Source organism: Verrucosispora sp. CNZ293, from assembly GCF_002754655.1.
This window is the reverse complement of sequence record NZ_PEFR01000001.1, coordinates 2722230-2740305: the sequence shown is the minus strand read 5'-3', so window position 1 is coordinate 2740305 and position 18076 is coordinate 2722230. Positions and strand designations below refer to the sequence as shown.

General features: G+C 72.1%; 15 protein-coding genes. 6 read left to right on the top strand and 9 right to left on the bottom strand.

Going from position 1 to position 18076, the window contains the following annotated elements:
* The first annotated feature begins 13 nt into the window (after positions 1–13).
* Entirely contained in the window at positions 14–265 is a 252-nt protein-coding gene (locus tag CLT74_RS12435) for a helix-turn-helix transcriptional regulator (protein ID WP_099846671.1), read from the top strand.
* 9 nt (positions 266–274) lie between these two features.
* On the opposite strand, the gene CLT74_RS12430 is transcribed toward CLT74_RS12435, so the two are convergent.
* The 4 genes from CLT74_RS12430 to CLT74_RS12415 form a co-directional block, all read right to left on the bottom strand.
* Positions 275–1246 carry a TAXI family TRAP transporter solute-binding subunit gene (locus CLT74_RS12430; protein WP_099846670.1) on the bottom strand — a complete coding sequence of 324 codons (972 nt, stop codon included), beginning with the start codon at positions 1244–1246 and terminating at the stop codon, positions 275–277.
* A gap of 75 nt (positions 1247–1321) precedes the next feature.
* Positions 1322–2023 (bottom strand): hypothetical protein, encoded by a 702-nt coding sequence (locus tag CLT74_RS12425; RefSeq protein ID WP_486582724.1) that lies wholly within the window; start codon positions 2021–2023, stop codon positions 1322–1324.
* A gap of 116 nt (positions 2024–2139) precedes the next feature.
* On the bottom strand, positions 2140–2934 hold the full coding sequence (gene yaaA / locus CLT74_RS12420; RefSeq protein WP_099846669.1) for a peroxide stress protein YaaA: 795 nt from the start codon (positions 2932–2934) through the stop codon (positions 2140–2142).
* An 8-nt stretch (positions 2935–2942) separates the two neighbouring features.
* Positions 2943–4568: an ArnT family glycosyltransferase gene (locus CLT74_RS12415; protein WP_486582277.1), complete on the bottom strand. Its 1626-nt coding sequence runs from the start codon at positions 4566–4568 to the stop codon at positions 2943–2945.
* 114 nt (positions 4569–4682) lie between these two features.
* Between CLT74_RS12415 and CLT74_RS12410 the strand changes: the two genes are divergently transcribed.
* Entirely contained in the window at positions 4683–5723 is a 1041-nt protein-coding gene (locus CLT74_RS12410; protein ID WP_099846667.1) for a phosphatase domain-containing protein, read from the top strand.
* Positions 5724–5832: 109 nt separating this feature from the next.
* On the opposite strand, the gene CLT74_RS30225 is transcribed toward CLT74_RS12410, so the two are convergent.
* The 3 genes from CLT74_RS30225 to CLT74_RS12395 all read right to left on the bottom strand — a co-directional run bounded on the left by CLT74_RS30225 (position 5833) and on the right by CLT74_RS12395 (position 10799).
* Entirely contained in the window at positions 5833–6306 is a 474-nt protein-coding gene (locus CLT74_RS30225) for a hypothetical protein (protein WP_143697145.1), read from the bottom strand.
* A gap of 255 nt (positions 6307–6561) precedes the next feature.
* Positions 6562–8664: a 1,4-alpha-glucan branching protein GlgB gene (gene glgB / locus CLT74_RS12400; protein WP_099846666.1), complete on the bottom strand. Its 2103-nt coding sequence runs from the start codon at positions 8662–8664 to the stop codon at positions 6562–6564.
* Positions 8652–10799, bottom strand: a complete 2148-nt coding sequence (locus tag CLT74_RS12395) for an alpha-1,4-glucan--maltose-1-phosphate maltosyltransferase (protein ID WP_099846665.1) — start codon at positions 10797–10799, stop codon at positions 8652–8654. Before CLT74_RS12395 ends, glgB begins: the two co-directional genes overlap by 13 nt.
* A gap of 177 nt (positions 10800–10976) precedes the next feature.
* Between CLT74_RS12395 and CLT74_RS12390 the strand changes: the two genes are divergently transcribed.
* Complete coding sequence (locus tag CLT74_RS12390) at positions 10977–11651, top strand: DNA polymerase beta superfamily protein (protein ID WP_099846664.1); 675 nt, start codon at positions 10977–10979, stop codon at positions 11649–11651.
* A gap of 127 nt (positions 11652–11778) precedes the next feature.
* The gene (locus CLT74_RS12385; RefSeq protein WP_099846663.1) at positions 11779–12495 is read left to right on the top strand and encodes a hypothetical protein; all 717 of its coding nucleotides are present in this window, start codon (positions 11779–11781) and stop codon (positions 12493–12495) included.
* A 75-nt stretch (positions 12496–12570) separates the two neighbouring features.
* Here the strand turns inward: CLT74_RS12385 and glgA are convergent, their stop codons facing one another.
* Positions 12571–13770 (bottom strand): glycogen synthase, encoded by a 1200-nt coding sequence (gene glgA / locus CLT74_RS12380; RefSeq protein ID WP_099846662.1) that lies wholly within the window; start codon positions 13768–13770, stop codon positions 12571–12573.
* A 96-nt stretch (positions 13771–13866) separates the two neighbouring features.
* Between glgA and glgC the strand changes: the two genes are divergently transcribed.
* Positions 13867–15099 carry a glucose-1-phosphate adenylyltransferase gene (gene glgC, locus CLT74_RS12375; RefSeq protein ID WP_099846661.1) on the top strand — a complete coding sequence of 411 codons (1233 nt, stop codon included), beginning with the start codon at positions 13867–13869 and terminating at the stop codon, positions 15097–15099.
* The gene (pgm, locus tag CLT74_RS12370) at positions 15096–16742 is read left to right on the top strand and encodes a phosphoglucomutase (alpha-D-glucose-1,6-bisphosphate-dependent) (RefSeq protein WP_099846660.1); all 1647 of its coding nucleotides are present in this window, start codon (positions 15096–15098) and stop codon (positions 16740–16742) included. The genes glgC and pgm overlap by 4 nt, the downstream gene beginning before the upstream one ends.
* A gap of 346 nt (positions 16743–17088) precedes the next feature.
* Here pgm and CLT74_RS12365 read toward each other — a convergent pair whose 3' ends face one another.
* Positions 17089–18015: an NAD(+)/NADH kinase gene (locus CLT74_RS12365; RefSeq protein ID WP_099846659.1), complete on the bottom strand. Its 927-nt coding sequence runs from the start codon at positions 18013–18015 to the stop codon at positions 17089–17091.
* Between the last annotated feature and the right edge of the window lie 61 nt (positions 18016–18076).

The window sequence follows — 18076 nt, the reverse complement described above, 5'->3', positions numbered from 1 at the left end:
ATGGGTCGTCGACATGAATGAGGTCGTCCACAACCGCATCGCCATGCTCCGGGCGGAGCGGGGGATCTCCCGCCGTCAACTGGCCGAGGCATTGGGCGTCCACTACCAGACCATCGGCTACCTGGAGCGCGGCGAGTTCAGCCCGAGCCTGCACCTGGCGCTGCGCATCGCCCGGCACTTCGAGGTGCCGGTGGAGGTGGTCTTCTCCACCGAGGCGTTCCCCCGGCTGGGCGACCCCACGCCCCCCGCCGCGCGGTCCGCCTGACAAGCCCGGTCAGGGCTTGCTGGCGCGGTAGTAGTCGACGGCGCCCGGGTGCAGGGGCAACGGCGAGGTGGCGATGGCCGAGCGGGGGCTCATCCGGCCGGCGGCCGGGTGGGCGGCGGCCAGTTCGGAGCGGCGCTCCATCAGCAGCCGGGTCACCTCGCGCACCAGCGACTCCGGCAGGCTCGCCCGCACCACCAGGTAGTTCGGGTTGGCCACAGTGGTGACCGGGTCGACGCCGTACACCGAGCGGGGGATGTCCCGGGGCACGTACACCTCGGGGTTGCCCCGGCGCAGCGGCGCGGTCCACTGGCCGAGATCGATGATCCGGGCCGGGGTGTCCTCGGTGAACTGGGCGACGGCACGTACCGGCAGGCCACCGGAGAAGAAGAAGGCGTCGATCCGCCCGGCGCGCAGCGCGGCCACCGAGTCATCCAGGCCGAGCTGCTCCTGCCGCACCTGGGCGCCGTCGAGGCTGGCGGCGGTCAACAGTCGGTCCACCGTGATCTTGGTCCCCGAGCCGGGCGCACCCACCGAGACCCGCTTACCGCGCAGGTCGGGAAGCGTCCGTACCGGGCTGTCGGCGGTGGTGACCAGGTGCAGCAGGTCGTCGTAGACCCGGGCGACCGCCACCACCGGCGGGTTCGGACCCGGATCGGCCCGCAGCACATCAGCCTGGGTGAAGCCGAGTTCGGCCTCTCCGGCGTTGAGCAGTCGCACGTTCTCCGCGGAGGCCGCGGTGACCAGCACCTCCGCCCGCACCTCGGGCAGTTCCCGGTTGAGGATGGCGGCCAGCGACTCACCGAAGGCGTGGTAGACGGCGGTGGGGCTGCCGGTGGCGATGCGGATGACCACCGGCTCACCCGGATCGTCGCGGCAGCCGCCGAGGCCGGGCAGGGCCAGCAGCACGGCCAGCGCCAGCGCCACGCGGGCGCCGCGCCGCCGGGCTCGGGCGAGATACCGGGTACGGCTCACGGGCAGCACTGTGCGCCGCCGGACCCCTGCGGCGCAACCCCGGGAGGACGGCGGAACGTGGTGCGGCCCAGGTTCGGCCGCCGGTCAGGCCACCGGGCGCTGCACCGCCTCCTCCGCCGCGTACCGCAGGATCCGGTCCCGGTCACGACCGTGGGCCACGCTGACCAGGAAGCACCCGGTGTTCGGCCGCAGCAGCGCCGGTACGTCGAGCAGCGCGGCGCCCCGCACCAGCACCGCGCCGAGTTCCCGGTCGGTGATCCGCACCCCGAGGATGTGCCGACGGACATGCCGGCCACCGGCCAGCAACGCGGCCCGCCAGGCGGCGGCGGCCAACCGGGTACGCCACAGCCGCCGCGCCGTCGAGGCACCCGGCACCGGGCCGCCGAGCAGCTCCCGCCGGCCCCGCCGCCAGCCGTTCTCCACGATCGCCGCGTACGTCGTGCGGTGTTCGCGCCCGACGTGCAGCCGGTGCAGCTCGTACCGGCGGCGCAGCCCACCGACGGCCACCTCGTGCCGTACCGGGATGTCGAGGCGATCGAGCAGCTGCCGGGTCCGCCGCGCCGCCTCCTCCCGGTTGAACTCGATGACCGCCGGGTGGACCGGCTGCTGCCCGGCCTGTCGGTACCCGGCGGCGGCCGGCGGTGGCATACAGCGCAGCAGGCAGGCGGTCTCGAACGCGTCGGCCAGGGTCGTCCAGTCCAGTGGCGGCACCGCCGACGGTGGCCGGGGCGACGGCGGCGTGCCGGTGGCCGGCGAAGCCGATGACGGACGGGACCGGTCGAGCAGGATCGGTTCGGCAGTCACCGGAGGGCCTCCTCGTCGCGTCGGGTCCTCTTACGGTGACCCGGGACACCCCCCGGTGGTACCGATCCGGTCCAGCCTTGAGGAAATCTTGCGTCTGGTTACAGCTCCGAAACGATCACGTCGACCTGGCGGGGTCGGCCGGCACCCGTGGCCTGCTCACCGACCGTGTACTTCAGGTCCCGCAACGCCGTCACCAGAGCGCCTGCGGTACGCGGGCGGGCACCGGCGAGCAGCAGGTCCCGGACCAGCCGACCCTTCGTGGCCTTGTTGAAGTGGCTGACCACCGAGCGCACCGGCACCCCGTCGACCTCCCGCTCGTGCAGCACCCGCACCGTGACGGTGCGCTCGGCCAGCTCGCCGCGGGGCGTCCAGACCGCCGCGTACGCCCCGGAGCGCAGGTCCAGCACCGGGCCGCGACCGGCCGCCTCGGTCAGCGCGGCCCCCAGTTCCCGCCGCCACAGCCCCGGCAGGGCACCGACGCCGGGCAGCCGCGCCCCGATCGGGCAGCGGTACGGCGGGATCCGGTCGGTCAGCCGTACCGCTCCCCACAACCCGGAGCTGACAAGCACCTGCCGTCCGGCCGCCCGCTGCGCCGTCGCCGGGAGGTTGGCCAGGTCGAGGGCCTCGTAGAGCACGCCCGTGTAGATCCGGGCGGCGGGCGCGGTGGCGGCCTGCCGCAGCCGGGCGTTACGGCGCAGCTCGCCGTGCTGCCCGGGGCCGAGACCGAGCGCGGTGAGCGCCGTCTCCGGCGGTTCGCCGCCGAGGGCGACAAGCGCGGACAGCACCTGCTCCCGCACCGGGTTCAGCTCCGGCAGGGAGAGTCGGTTCAGGTCCAGTCGGCGGCCCGAGCCGACCTCGGCCTTGCCCTCCGAGGGCGGCAGCAGGATGAGCATGGGTGACTCTAACGCCACGGCCGCAGCGGCTCCGACGGGTGGTACACCCGGAAACCACCGACCTCGGCGAGCAGCGCCGGACCGGCCCGGTCGCCGAGCAACTCCCGCAACCGGCGGTCCGCCGGGGCGTCGGCCGCCAGCACGTACCCGGGCCGCTGCGCCCGCGCCAGCCGCCACCAGTACGCCGGGTACCGGTTCTGCCCGGGGTGCAGGCTGCCGTCGACCACCCCGCAGACCACCTCCTCGGCGGTGTTGAAGACCAGCCGGTTGCACGTCCAGTACTCGCCGTACACCTCACGCAGGCCGGCCGCGCGTACCGTGTCGGCCAGCTCCCGGGCCTGTCGTTCCTCGGTACGCCCCGGAGCCGCGCCGCTGGTGGCGAAGAGCACCGTCACCACCAGCGAGCCGGCGGCGAGGGCACCCAGCACGGCGGTGGCCGCCGCACCCGCCACCCGGCCCACCACGCCTGCCGTACCCCGTCGGGCGGTGAGCGCCGCCACCCACAACGGCCAGAGCACCGCCGGTAGCGACAGTTGCAGCACCGACAGGTAGCGGGCGTTGCCCAGCGGATCGGTCGCGGCAAGCGGACTGCGCACGTACGCCAGCAGGGTCAGCGCCGCCCCGGCGAGCAGCGTGAGGTGCACGACCGGCCCGGCCCGGTCGTGACGTCCACTCGCCCTGCGGTACGCGAGCCCGGCGAGTGCCGCCGCCACCACCAGCAGCACCGGGTAGAGCAGCCCGAACCACGCCTGCCAGCGGGCACAGCCGTCGACCGGACAGAGCCCGGCGGCCAACGGCACGCCCTCCAGCAGCCCCCCACCGACCCGCTGCGACCACGGCGGAACCGGCCCGTCCTCGCCGCTGACGCCACGCAGCACCGACAGGGAGTCCTGCCCCGGCGGGGCCACCAGGTTGTCCCGGATCATCGGCGCGAGCCCGACGGCGAAACCGACGACGAGCAGCAGACCCGCCCGGCCGAGCAGTTCCCGGCGCAGCGTCCACACCAACGCCAGACCGGCCACCGCCAGGTACGGCGTGATCAGCCAGTCCGACCACAGCGCCACCCCGGCGAGCAACCCGAACCCGCCCACCGCCAGTCCCCGGTGACCGACCGCGCCTCGGGCCAGCGCCACCACCACCAGCAGCATCGCCAGCACCGCCACCTTGACCTCCGGCCGCCCGCCGACAGCTGTCACCTGGTCCCGGACGACCCGCTCGGAGCCGAGCGCGAGCAGCCCGACGATCACTGTGGCGAACCACGGCGAGCCGATCCGCCGGGTCAACCTGTGGATCAGCCAGAGGAACAGCGCGTAGAGCGCGAGCACCGGCAGCCGCAGCGCCGGCCAGCTCGGCCCGGTCACCGCGAGCAGCGGTGCGGCCAGGTACGACTCCAGCGTCCCCATGTACCGCTGGCCGTAGAGGAAGATCGGCTGCTCGCGTCCCTGCGCGATGTGCAGCGCGGCCAGCCCGAAGGTGGCCTCGTCGCTGTTGGAGACGGGCACGGTGGTCAGCACCAGCACCAGCCGGTAACCGACGCCGACCAACCCGAACAGCAGTGCGACGAGCGCCGGCCGGTCGAGCCGTGGCCACCACCGCCCGCGCTGCCGCTCTGGTTCCGCCCCTGCTCGTGGCACGACCTCGCCCCCGTCGCCGTCCCGACCGGAGTGTGTCACGGCGGCGACGCCTGGCGTGGCGGTTCGGCTCAGCTCGCGTGGCCGAGGTGGCTGGTCTGTGGCAGGGTTGCTTGCGTGCCACCCACTCCCGCAGGCCAGCTGGCCGTACCGAACCTGCACCGGGCCGCGCGGATCGAGGACGCCGTACACGCCCTGGTGGAACGCCGGCTGCGGCGCACCGGCTGGCGGACCAACATCATCGCGTACACCGGCTACGGCGGGCCCGGATGGGTGCGGGTGATGTGCCGGGTGCTGCTGGGACGCCCCGACACCCGCCAGCGGGGCCGGCTGGAGAAGGTCCGGGGCTGGCGCAGCTTCACCACCCTGCCGGCCAAGCACGTCACAGTGACGATCGAGACCGGCGGGGTGGTCCGCCAGGCGCAGGCCGACCGCAGCGGCTTCATCGACACGGTGGTCGAGGCCGGCCTGCCACCCGGCTGGGGCACGGTGCGGCTGAGCATGCCCGACGCCGAGCCGGTCGAAGCACCGGTACGCATCCTCGATCCCGAGGTGCGGTTCGGCATCATCTCCGACATCGACGACACGGTGATGGTGACCGCGCTGCCCCGGCCGCTGCTCGCCGCGTGGAACACGTTCGTCCTCGACGAGCACGCCCGGGCGGCGGTCCCCGGCATGGCGGTGCTCTACGAGCGGCTGGTCACCGCCCACCCCGGTGCGCCGGTGTTCTACCTGTCCACCGGCGCGTGGAACGTCGCGCCGACCCTGACCCGGTTCCTGTCCCGGCATCTCTACCCGGCCGGGGCGCTGCTGCTTACCGACTGGGGGCCGACGCAGGACCGCTGGTTCCGCAGCGGCCGGGAACACAAACGGGCCACCCTGGCCCGGCTGGCCAAGGAGTTCCCGGACGTACGCTGGCTGCTCGTCGGCGACGACGGCCAGCACGACCAGGAGATCTACCGCGAGTTCGCGGTCGCCCACCCGGACAACGTCGCGGCGGTGGCGATCCGGCGGCTGTCGCCCGCCCAGGCGGTGCTCGCCGGTAGCCTGCCGGTCCCACACGACCACCCCAGCGAGGGGCCGGTGGGGCAGAAGTGGCTCTCCGCCCCCGACGGCGCCGGCCTGTGGACCCTGCTGCGCGGCGCCGGCCTGGTCTGAGCCAACCCCCGGGTTCGCCGGCTCGGTCTGCCGACCGGGCCGGCGGGGAGCTGCTCGGCAGGCGGGCGGAGCCGGTCACCCGGCCCAGCCCACCCACCGTCCGTGAGCGTCAGCCGCCCGGTGTGAGCGTGACCTCGCCGGTGCAGCCGGCCAGGGTGCGACGGTCTTCGAGCAGGTCGATCACCGCCTGCCGGTTGGCGATCCGCGCCTCGGACTGCGCGTCCGGGTTGCGCCGCTGGCCGTCGATGAAGGCGAGGTTGTTGCGGACCGCGCCGTCGAGGCCGTCGCAGTTCTCCGCCGCGCCGCCGTTGAGTGCCGCGTTCGGGTCCGCGTCGGGCACCTCCACCTCGCCGGTGCAGCCGGCCGCCGCGCGTCGCTGCTCCAACTGGTCGATGACCGCCTGCCGGTTGGCGATCCGAGCCTCCGACAGCTCGTCCGGGAAGACCAGTTGGTCGGCGATGAACGCGAGGTTGCTGCCCACGGCCGCGTCCAGGCCGTCACAGTTCTCACTCGCCTGACTGGTCCCGGTCGCCACCGCGAAGGCCACCGCCAGGGTCACCCCGACCGCCGCGAACCCCGCCATCCTCCGCTGTCCCGGCGAGGGCTCGCTCCCACGGTTTCGGGCCGTACCCCTGCTGCTCGCCATCGATCCTCCGCCTCGTCGTCCCACCTGGAACCGGGGGTACGGACGCGAGGGCGCGGGCAGTTCACCATTCGATGATCTTCTTGCCCGTCTGACGGGTTGTTGTATTCCGCGTGAGCGTCCTGTCACTCAGACATGAACATGTCTGAGTGACAGGAGAGCTTCGAGGACATCCGGTCCTGGTGCCGGCCGCGCTCAGGCGGGGCGGAGCCAGAGGGCGCCCAGCGGGGGCACGCGGAGCGCCACCGAGGCGGGTTGGCCGTGCCAGGGGACGTTCTCGGCGTGCACGGTGCCCAGGTTGCCCACGCCGGAGCCGCCGTAGTGCTGGGCGTCGGTGTTGAGCACCTCCGCCCAGGCGCCGGCCGCCGGCAGACCGATCCGGTAGTCCTCGACCGGCAGCGCCGAGAAGTTGGCCACGCAGACCAGTGTCGCCCCGTCGGGCGCGATCCGGACGAACGAGATGGTGTTGTTGGCGACGTCGTCACCGGCGAGCCAGCGGAACCCGGCGGGGGAGGTGTCCTGCGCCCACAGCGCCGGGGTGTCCCGGTAGACCCGGTTCAGGTCGCCCACCAGGCGTTGCACGCCGGCCCGCGCTGGATCGTGCAGCAGATACCAGTCGAGGCCGCGTTCCTCGCTCCACTCCCGGTCGTCGGCCAGCTCGCAACCCATGAACAGCAACTGCTTGCCCGGGTGCGCCCACATGTACGCCAGCAGCACCCGCACGTTCGCCAGCCGCTGCCAGGTGTCACCGGGCATCTTGCCGGCCAGGGAACCCTTGCCGTGCACCACCTCGTCGTGGCTGATCGGCAGCACGTAGTTCTCGCTCCAGGCGTACGCCAGGGAGAAGGTCAGCTGATGGTGGTGGTGCTGCCGGTAGATCGGGTCCTTCGAGGTGTAGAGCAGCGTGTCGTGCATCCAGCCCATGTTCCACTTGAACCCGTAGCCGAGCCCGCCGTCGCTCGTCGCCCGGGTCACCCCCGGCCAGGCGGTGGACTCCTCGGCGATCATCACCACCCCGGCGTGGTGCTTGTAGACGGTCGCGTTGACCTCCTGCATGAACGCGATGGCTTCCAGATTTTCCCGGCCGCCGTGCACGTTCGGCGTCCACTGCCCGTCCTGCCGCGAGTAGTCCAGATAGAGCATCGAGGCGACCGCGTCCACCCGCAGCCCGTCGACGTGGAACTCGTCCAGCCAGTAGAGCGCGTTGGCGACCAGGAAGTTGCGCACCTCCCGGCGACCGAAGTCGAAGACGTAGGTGCCCCAGTCGGGATGCTCACCCCGGCGCGGATCGGGGTGCTCGTAGAGCGGGGTGCCGTCGAACCGGGCGAGTGCCCACTCGTCCTTCGGGAAGTGCGCCGGCACCCAGTCCAGGATCACCCCGATGCCGGCGGCGTGCAGCCGGTCCACCAGGTACCGGAAGTCGTCGGGGTCGCCGAACCGGGCCGTCGGGGCGAAGTAGCCGGTGACCTGGTAGCCCCACGAGCCGCCGAACGGGTGCTCCATCACCGGCAGGAACTCCACGTGGGTGAAACCCAGCTCCACCACGTACGCGGTCAACTGCTCGGCCAACTCCCGATAGCCCAGGCCGGGCCGCCACGAGCCGAGGTGCACCTCGTACACGCTCATCGGCTCCTGGTGCGGCTGCCGCCGTGACCGCCGGTCCAGCCACTGGGCGTCGGACCACTCGTACGTCGACAGGTGCACCACCGACGCGGTGGCCGGTGGCACCTCCGCGTACGCGGCGAGCGGGTCGGCCTTGTCCCGCCAGTATCCGTCCGCGCCCAGCACGCGGTACTTGTACCGGGTGCCGGCGGTGGCGCCCGGCACGAAGATCTCCCACACGCCTGTCGAACCGAGCGAGCGCATCGGCCAGCCGTCGTCGGGCGCCCAGCCGGTGACGTCGCCGACCAGCCGCACACCCCGGGCGTTCGGCGCCCACACCGCGAACGCCACCCCGCCGTCGACGACGCGGGCGCCCAGCGCCTCCCACAGCCGCTCGTGCCGGCCCTCACTGATCAGGTGCAGGTCCAGCTCGCCGAGGGTCGGCGGGAAACGGTACGGGTCGTCGTGGCGCACCCCGTCGACGTCGAGCCGGTAGTCGAGCACCTCACCGGGGACGGTGGCCTCGAAGACCCCGACGTCGTGCACCCGCTTCATCGGGTGTCGCTCCTCGCCGACCAGCACGCTGACGTCACCCGCGCCCCGGCGCAGGGTGCGGATCACCGTACGCCCGTCGGCCGGGTGCGCGCCGAGCACGGCGTGCGGGTCGTGGATCTCCCCGGAGATCAGCTGGTCCATCGGGTGTCGTCCTTCTGGGCGGGAGCGGTAGGTGCGGTGCCGCCCGACAGGTCGGCGGGTACGTCCTCAACGGTCAGGGTGACCGGCTCGGCGCCACCCTGAGCCGGCGAACCGGCCTCCGCCGGCCCCGGCGCACCCGGGCCGGCCGACGCCCCACCGGCCGCCACGTCGGTCGGACGGCTCAGGGTGAGCACGTGCGCGGGTTGCAGGTACGGGTCGAGCCGTACGGCGTTGCGCTGCCCCCAGTCGTAGCGGGCACCGGTCAGCTCGTCGTGCACGGTGAATCTGTCGTGCCAGTCCAGGCCCAGCGCCGGCATGTCCAGGGTGGTGTTGCCCCACTGCACGGTGTGCGAGTCGAACGAGCAGATCACCAGCACGGTGTTGCCGGTTTCCGGATCGTGTTTGGACCAGCACAGCAGGGCCGGGTTGTCGATGTCGTGGAAGACCAGGTTGCGCAGCCGGCGCAGGGCCGGGTTCTCCCGGCGTACCCGGTTCAGGGTGGTGATGAACGGCGCCAGCGAGCGGCCCCGCGCCTCCGCTCCGGACCAGTCCCGTGGGCGCAGCTCGTACTTCTCGTTGTCGAGGTACTCCTCCGCCCCCGGGCGGGCCACGTGCTCGAACAGCTCGTAGCCGGCGTACATGCCCCACGACGGGGAGAGCAGCGCCGCCAGGACCGCCCGGATCTTGAACATCGGCGGTCCGCCGTGCTGCAACGAGGGGTGCAGGATGTCCGGCGTGTTGGGCCAGAAGTTCGGCCGCATGTAGTCGGCCGCCGCCACCAGCTCCGTGCAGTACTCCCGCATCTCGGCCGCCGAGGTCCGCCAGGTGAAGTACGTGTACGACTGGGTGAAGCCCACCTTGGCCAGCCCGTGCATCATCGCCGGCCGGGTGAACGCCTCGGCGAGGAAGAGCACGTCCGGGTCGACCCGCTTGACCTCCCAGATCAGCCAGTGCCAGAAGTCGACGGGCTTGGTGTGCGGGTTGTCCACCCGGAAGATCTTCACGCCCTCGCCGACCCAGTGCCGCACCACCCGCAGCACCTCGGCGCGGATACCCTCCGGGTCGTTGTCGAAGTTCAGCGGGTAGATGTCCTGGTACTTCTTCGGCGGGTTCTCCGCGTACGCGATGCTGCCGTCGGCCCGGGTGGTGAACCACTCCGGGTGCTCGGTCACCCACGGGTGGTCCGGCGCGCACTGCAACGCCAGGTCCATCGCCACCTCCAGGCCGTGTTCGGCGGCGGCGGCGACGAAGTCCCGGAAGTCCTCAGGCGTACCCAGATCGGGGTGGATGGCGTCGTGCCCGCCCTCGGCCGCGCCGATCGCCCACGGCGAACCCACGTCGTCCGGCCCGGCGACCAGGCTGTTGTTCGGGCCCTTGCGGTTGGCCCGACCGATCGGGTGGATCGGCGGCAGGTAGAGCACGTCGAAACCCATCGCGGCCACGCCCGGCAGCCGTTCGGTGGCGGTGACGAAGGTGCCGGAGCGGGCCGGCGTGTCGACAGTCGCCGGGACCGCCCCCTCGGAGCGGGGGAAGAACTCGTACCAGGCGGAGAAGAGGGCCCGCTCGCGGTCCACCCAGAGGCGGTACTCGTCGCCGGTGGTGACCAGCTCACGCACCGGATGCTCCCAGAGCAGGTCGGCCAACTCCAGCGCCGGACTCACCCGCTGCGGCAACTGCCGCTTGGCGTCGCCCAGCGCCTGCGCGGCCTTCTTCAGACGGGCCCGCTCGGCTTTCGGCACCAGTTTCGTGGCCGCGCTCAGCACGCGTACGCCCTCGGCCAGGTCGTTTGCCAGCTCAGCCGGCCCCTGGCCGGCGGCGATCTTCTTCGTGACGGCGTTGTGCCAGGTCAGGTAGGGGTCGCTGAACGCCTCCACGGTGAACATCCACTCGCCGACCGCGTCCGGCACGATCGTGGCGTGCCACCGGTCCTGGCCCGGCTCACCCGGACGCATCCGGGTGAACGGGCGGGCCAACCCGTCGGGGCCGAGCCACACCACGTTGCAGCCGAGCGCGTCGTGCCCCTCGCGGTAGGCGCGCGCCGACACCGGCACCACCTCGCCGACCACCGCACGGGCCGGGTAGCGACCGCAGGAGACGACGGGGGAGACGTCTTCGATCGGGAACCGTCCGCTCACCGCCCCAACCTACTGCCCGAGATCGCTTCGCGCTCGGCTGACAACCGACGGGAACCTGGAACCCGGTCTCTCGCCGGAGGGCCGGTGGTGCGCCTCGATCCATGGCAGTGAAAGTGGATGACACGCCGAGGTGAGGACACCAGAACTGCCACAGATCGGGGCGGGTAGCGTGCCGGCATGATCGAACTGGTCGAGCGGCACACGGTCCTGGCCGTCGTGGTCGGGTCGCGGGCGTACGGGCTGCACGGCCCGGACTCCGACCACGACCGGCGCGGCGTGTACGTGGCACCGACCCGCGCCTTCTGGCGGCTGGAGAAGCCACCCACCCACCTCGACGGGCCGGCGGCGGAGCAGTTCTCCTGGGAGTTCGAACGCTTCTGCGAGCTGGCGCTACAGGCCAATCCCACGGTGCTGGAGGTGCTCTGGTCCCCGCTGGTCGAGACGCTCACCGAGGACGGGCGACAGTTGCTGGCCACCCGACGGGCGTTCCTGTCGCGGCGGGTGGCCCAGACCTACGGCGGCTATGCCCGGGATCAACTCGACCGGGTGGCGGCTCGCCGTGGGCGTACCGGCGAGGCGAACCACAAACAGACCATGCACATGATCCGACTGCTGATCGCCGGGGTGCACGTGCTGCGCACCGGAGAGATCCTGGTGGACGTACGGCACCTGCGTGACCGGCTGCTCGCGGTGCGCCGAGGCGAGCTGACCTGGGAGTCGGTCACCGGTTGGGCCGAGGACCTGCAAGCGGAACTCGCCGACGCAGCCGAGACCACCACGCTGCCGGAACAACCCGACCGGGACGCCGTGGACCGGCTGCTCACGGCGGTACGGGAGAGGAACCTGTCGTGACAGTCGACGTGCCGGCGTGGGCCGCCGAGTCCGCCCGGGAGCTACCCCGCCCACTGCTCACGCCTCGGGCTGTTCTCGACTAGGTAGGATCTGGCCTCCGCGATGGACCTGCGAGGGCGAGGCCGGTATGAGTTATGCGGCACTGATCCGGCCGGTGATCGACCGGGTGTACGTGGGACTGCGCAGCGCGGGATGGGACCGGCTGCGGGCCGTCTACGACCAGCGCGGCCTTCGACCCGGGTTCGAGTGCAGCTTCTACTTCGGCCTGCTGGCCCGCCCGATGCCTGGGGACAGCTTCGCGGCGGCCACGACGTACTCCGGCTCCGACATGACCGGCGAACTCGAACAGGGCGTCGCCGTCGTCGACGCCGACGGCGCATGGCGGCTGACCGATCGGGGCCGGGAGGTGGCGCTGGCCGTACAGCGCACCATGGGTGACTTCGCCGAGGAGTTCTGGGACCGGAAGCCGATCGAGACGATGCCGGGCCTGGCGGTCGTTCCCCACCTGGCCGACCTAGTCGGTCGCCTCCTGGAAGCGGGCCAGGCCACCGGTGGGCCGGCCTTCCGCGCGATGGCCCCGGTGTACGAGCCGACCGATGCCACTGCGGCGGTACGCCTGACCACCCGACTCGGGGCGCTGCGGCACCACCGGGCCGACGCGCACCGGGCAGCCTGGGCCGCTGCCGGACTCACCCTGACGCAGCTTCGGGCGCTGGCCCCCGACGATCCTCGACGACAGGCCGTCGAGGATGCGACAAACCGGCTGGACGAGCCCATCTACCAGACCCTGTCTCCCGCCGAGCGGAACGAGCTACTCGCCGGCCTCGGAGCACTCCCCGGCTGACCTCACCCGCGACGGGGCCCGCTACCGGACGTACTTCCCGAAGCTGGAGTTGATCAGCCCGGCGGGTTGATCGCACTACTTCAGCAGGGAGCGGTACAGGTCGAGGGTGTGGGCGGCGATGGCGTCCCAGGAGAAGTGTTCGACGGCGCGGTGTCGGCCGGCGCGGCCGAGCATGGCGGCGCGCTCGGGCGCGGCCAGCAACTCGTTCAGGCGGGCCGCCAGGTCGGCCTCGAAGCGTGCCGGATCCACAGGCGTGCCGTCGAGGCCGGCCTGCTCGATCGGGACCAGCAGGCCGGTCTCGCCGTCGGCGACCACCTCGGGGATGCCGCCGGTGGCGGTGGCCACCACCGCCGTCTCGCAGGCCATGGCCTCCAGGTTGACGATGCCCATCGGCTCGTACACCGACGGGCAGACGAAGATGGTGGCGTGGGTGAGCACCTGGATCACCTCGGACTTGGGCAGCATCTCGGCCACCCAGACCACCCCGGATCGGCTGGCCCGCAGCTCGGCGACCAGGCCCTCCACCTCGGCGGCGATCTCCGGGGTGTCCGGTGCCCCGGCCAGCAGCACCAACTGGGTGTCCGCCGGCAGCTCGCGGGCGGCCCGCAGCAGGTGCGGCAGACCCTTCTGCCGGGTGATCCGCCCGACGTAGACCACGCTGGGCAGGGCCGGGTCGATGCCGAGGCGCGCCAGCACGTCCGTGCCCGGATCCGGGGCGTACTGCGCGGTGTCGATGCCGTTGTAGATCACGTGCACCCGGTCCGGATCGACCGACGGGTACGCGGCCAGCACGTCCCGACGCATGCCCGCGCTTACCGCCACGATCGCGTCGGCCGACTCGTACGCGGTGCGCTCACACCACGAGGAGAGCGCGTAGCCGCCGCCGAGTTGGTCGGCCTTCCACGGCCGCAGCGGCTCCAGGCTGTGCGCGGTCGCCACGTGCGGCACCCCGTACAGCAGCTTCGCGGTGTGCCCGGCCAGGTTGGCGTACCAGGTGTGGCTGTGCACCACGTCGGCGCCGGCACACCCGGCGGCCATCTCCAGGTCCACACCCATGGTCCGCAGCGCGGCGTTCGTCCCGGCCAGGGCCGGCGGGTCGGCGTACGCCCGAACACCCGGCTCGGTACGCGGCGCGCCGAAGCAGTGCACCCGCACGTCGGTGAGCCGGCGCAGCTCCCGGGCCAGGTACTCGACGTGCACCCCCGCGCCGCCGTAGACCTCCGGCGGGTACTCCCGGGTCAGCAGGTCCACGCGCAGCCGTGCGGAGTCCGTCATGCCCGGCACCCTAGTGCAGAATCCGACGCCGCACCCGGCTGCGGAACTGTGCCCGTACGAGTGGTGAACCGGCACCGGTATGGATAGCGTCTGCTCATGGCTGCCAAGGTGCTCGCGATCGTCCTGGCCGGCGGAGAGGGCAAGCGCCTGATGCCGCTGACCACGGACCGGGCCAAGCCGGCCGTCCCGTTCGGCGGGATGTACCGCATGGTCGACTTCGTCCTCTCCAACCTGGCCAACGCCGGCTATCTGAAGATCGTCGTGTTGACCCAGTACAAATCCCACTCCCTCGACCGGCACATCACCAAGACCTGGCGGATGTCGACGCTGCTCGGCAACTACGTCACCCCGGTGCCCGCGCAGCAGCGCCGTGGCCCCTGGTGGTTCGCCGGCTCGGCCGACGCGATCTACCAGAGCTTCAACCTGATCTACGACGAGCAGCCCGACTACGTGATCGTCTTCGGCGCCGACCACATCTACCGGATGGACCCCCGGCAGATGGTGGAGGACCACATCGCCTCCGGTGCCGGGGTGACGGTCGCCGGCATCCGGCAACCGCTGTCGACGGCCGACCAGTTCGGCGTCATCGAGGTCGGCGAGGACGGCCGACGGATCCGGGCCTTCCGGGAGAAGCCCACCGACGCCGTCGGCCTGCCCGACGCGCCCGACGAGATCTACGCCTCGATGGGCAACTACGTCTTCACCACCCGGGCGCTCATCGACGCGGTCGAACGCGACGCCGACGACAAGACCAGCAAACACGACATGGGCGGCAGCATCATCCCGATGCTCGTCGAACGCGGCGAGGCGAACGTCTACGACTTCCGCGACAACGAGGTGCCCGGCAGCACCGACCGGGACCGCGGCTACTGGCGCGACGTCGGGACCCTCGACTCGTTCTACGACGCCCACATGGACCTGATCAACGTCCACCCGGTGTTCAACCTCTACAACTTCGACTGGCCGATCTACACCGAGCAGCCGCCGTACCCGCCGGCCAAGTTCGTGCACCAGTGGGGGGAGCGGGTCGGCCGGGCGGTCGCCTCAATGGTCTCGCCCGGCGCGGTGATCTCCGGCTCGCTGGTCGAGAACTCGATCGTCTCGCCCAAGGTGAAGGTCCACTCCTGGGCGCACGTGGACGGCTCGGTCCTGATGGAAGGCGTCGAGATCGGCCGGCACGCGGTAATCCGTCGGGCCATCCTCGACAAGAACGTCCAGGTGCCCGAGGGCGCCGAGATCGGCGTGGACCTGGAACGGGACCGGCAGCGCTACACCGTCTCCGACAACGGCATCGTGGTCATCGGCAAGGGACAGAAGGTGGAACCGTGAGTAGTCATCCCCGTGCCGGCCAGCCGGCTGAGCCCGCCGACCTGGTCGACGTACCACGGTTGGTGACCGCCTACTACGCCGAGCACCCCGACCCGGCCGACCCGGCGCAGCAGGTCTCCTTCGGCACCTCCGGGCACCGCGGGTCGAGCCTGCGCAACGCCTTCAACTCCGACCACATCCTCGCCGTCACCCAGGCGCTCTGCGACTACCGCCGGGAACAGGGCCTGGACGGGCCGCTCTTCCTCGGCCGGGACACCCACGCGCTGTCCACCCCGGCGGCCGTCGACGCCCTGGAGGTGCTCGCCGCCAACGACGTCACAGTGCTGCTGGACAGCCGCGACGGCTACACCCCCACCCCGGCGGTGTCACACGCCATTCTCACCCACAACCGGGGTCGTACCAGCGGCCTCGCCGACGGCATCGTGATCACCCCGTCGCACAACCCGCCCGACGACGGCGGATTCAAGTACAACCCCACCCACGGCGGGCCCGCCGACTCCGACGTCACGAAATGGATCCAGGACCGCGCGAACGCGATCCTCGCCGCCGGGCTCAAGGAGGTGCGCCGCATCCCGTACGCCCGGGCCCGCGCCGCCGACACCACCGACACGTACGACTTCCTCGCCGCGTACGTCGACGACCTGCCGGCGGTGCTCGACCTCGACGCGATCCGCGCCGCCGGGGTCCGCATCGGCGCCGACCCGCTCGGCGGCGCGAGCGTCGACTACTGGGGCGAGATCGCCGAGCGGCACCGGCTCGACCTGACAGTGGTCAACCCGACGGTCGACCCGACCTGGCGGTTCATGACCCTGGACGGGGACGGCAAGATCCGGATGGACTGCTCCTCGCCGAACGCGATGGCCTCGCTGATCGCCATGCGCGCCGACTACCAGGTGGCCACCGGCAACGACGCCGACGCCGACCGGCACGGCATCGTCACCCCCGACGCCGGGCTGATGAACCCCAACCACTACCTGGCCGTCGCCATCGCCCACCTGTTCCGTACCCGCGAGCGGTGGGGCCCGGACGCGGCGGTCGGCAAGACACTCGTCTCCTCCTCGATGATCGACCGGGTCGCCGCGGACCTCGGCCGCCCGCTGCTGGAGGTGCCGGTCGGCTTCAAGTGGTTCGTGCCCGGCCTGCTCGACGGCGCGGTCGGCTTCGGCGGCGAGGAGAGCGCCGGCGCGTCCTTCCTGCGCCGCGACGGCGGCACCTGGACCACCGACAAGGACGGCATCCTGCTCTGCCTGCTCGCCGCCGAGATCATCGGCAGCACCGGGCGGACCCCGAGCGAGCACTGGGCCGAACTTGCCGACCGCTTCGGCGCACCCGCCTACGCCCGCATCGACGCACCCGCCACCCGGGAGCAGAAGGCCGTGCTCGGCAAGCTCTCCCCGGAGCAGGTACGCGCCACCGAACTGGCCGGCGAACCCATCACCGCCACGCTCACCACCGCCCCCGGCAACGGCGCCCCGATCGGCGGCCTCAAGGTCACCACCGAGTCGGGCTGGTTCGCCGCCCGACCGTCCGGCACCGAGGACGTCTACAAGATCTACGCCGAGTCCTTCCAGGGCCCGGAGCACCTGACCCGCATCCAGCGGGAAGCCCAGGAACTCGTCACCGACGTCCTCGACAGGTCCTGACCGAGCCGCCCGGCAGCCCACCCGTGGCCCTGCGGGCGGGTCGGCAGGGTGACTGATGTGGTCTGCTGACGCTGTCGAGCTGAGTCGCCTGCGCTGTCACCGGGCCCGCACGTCGCGGCCAACCGGCCGTCCCCCCGAGCGAGGGCGGCCGGCAGCCTGGCCGGTGTGGCGGGGATGAGTCGTCTGCGCTCTCAGGTCGACAGTGCCGAAAGGGAGGACTGTCGGCGGGATGGTCAGGTGAGGGGTCCGTCAGCGGGCGAGGTCCGGCTGCGCCGCCAGCTCACCAGGGACGGCCCGCCGACCACGCCAACGTTGATCCGCGCCTGCTTCCGATGGTGGCGCGGATTCAACGCGGTGGCGCCTCGCGGCGACCGAGTTGGCGGCGCAGGTTCTCCGGAAGCAGCTCGCGGAGCTGTTCCGGCAGCAGCGGCAGGTCGAGCAGGCTCAGCTTGAGCTGGCTACGTTCCTGGTAGCGGGCCGGGTCGAGGCGGACCACCAGCCCCGCGTCGGGGCGGTAGCCGACGTCCACCGCGCCGGAGGTCGACCCGTCCCGGATGACCTGGCCGTCCACCTCGATCGCGACCGGCGCGGACCCGGGACGCAGCTCCAGCCGGACCCGTTCGTCGGGGGAGAGCACCACCGATCGGGAGATGCCGGACATCGGCGCGCTCGGGGTGACCACCACGGCGCGCGTCGCGGGAGAGATCAGTGGCCCGCCGGCGGCGTAGCTGTAGGCGGTCGACCCGCTGGGGGTGCTCACCACAAGCGCGTCACAGCGGTAGTAGCCGTACTGCTGCCCGTCGATCGCCAGGGTCGCGGTGACGAAACCCTGCCCGGGGCGGCGGATCAGCGCGATGTCGTTGAACGCGACCACGTCGTCGCCGCACACGTCGCAGGCCAGGCAGCTGTGCGACTCGACCGTGTATTCGCCGGCCAGCAGCCGGTCCAGCGCCGCCGGCAGCTCCGGCGGTTCCACCTCCACCAGAAACCCCAACTTGCCCAGGTGTATGCCGAGCACCGGCTTCGGATCGGTTACGGCCGCCCGCAGGGCGCCCAGCATCGTGCCGTCCCCGCCGATGCTGACCAGCACGTCCGCTCCGGCGGTGAGCTGATCCTCCGGTACCGGGCGGACCGACTCGGGCACCCGCTGTCGGTCCTGCTCGCGTACCGACAGGGCCACCTCGTGCCGCGCGGCCCACGCGGCGATGGTGTCCACCACCGGGGCCACGTCCCGGGTGGGGTGCAGCACCAGCCCGAGCCGGATCCGGTTCATACCCCCAGCTCACCACAGACCGGGCAGGCTTCATGCCGGTACGCGGCAAGGCGCGCCGGCG

Excerpts from the sequence above, each read along its gene's own strand:
- CLT74_RS12435 (WP_099846671.1), top strand. The coding sequence starts at position 14 with ATGAATGAGGTCGTCCACAACCGCATCGCCATGCTCCGGGCGGAGCGG.
- yaaA (WP_099846669.1), bottom strand. The coding sequence starts at position 2,934 with ATGCTCATCCTGCTGCCGCCCTCGGAGGGCAAGGCCGAGGTCGGCTCG.
- CLT74_RS30225 (WP_143697145.1), bottom strand. The coding sequence starts at position 6,306 with ATGGCGGGGTTCGCGGCGGTCGGGGTGACCCTGGCGGTGGCCTTCGCG.
- glgB (WP_099846666.1), bottom strand. The coding sequence starts at position 8,664 with ATGGACCAGCTGATCTCCGGGGAGATCCACGACCCGCACGCCGTGCTC.
- CLT74_RS12390 (WP_099846664.1), top strand. The coding sequence starts at position 10,977 with ATGATCGAACTGGTCGAGCGGCACACGGTCCTGGCCGTCGTGGTCGGG.
- CLT74_RS12385 (WP_099846663.1), top strand. The coding sequence starts at position 11,779 with ATGAGTTATGCGGCACTGATCCGGCCGGTGATCGACCGGGTGTACGTG.
- glgA (WP_099846662.1), bottom strand. The coding sequence starts at position 13,770 with ATGACGGACTCCGCACGGCTGCGCGTGGACCTGCTGACCCGGGAGTAC.
- glgC (WP_099846661.1), top strand. The coding sequence starts at position 13,867 with ATGGCTGCCAAGGTGCTCGCGATCGTCCTGGCCGGCGGAGAGGGCAAG.
- CLT74_RS12365 (WP_099846659.1), bottom strand. The coding sequence starts at position 18,015 with ATGAACCGGATCCGGCTCGGGCTGGTGCTGCACCCCACCCGGGACGTG.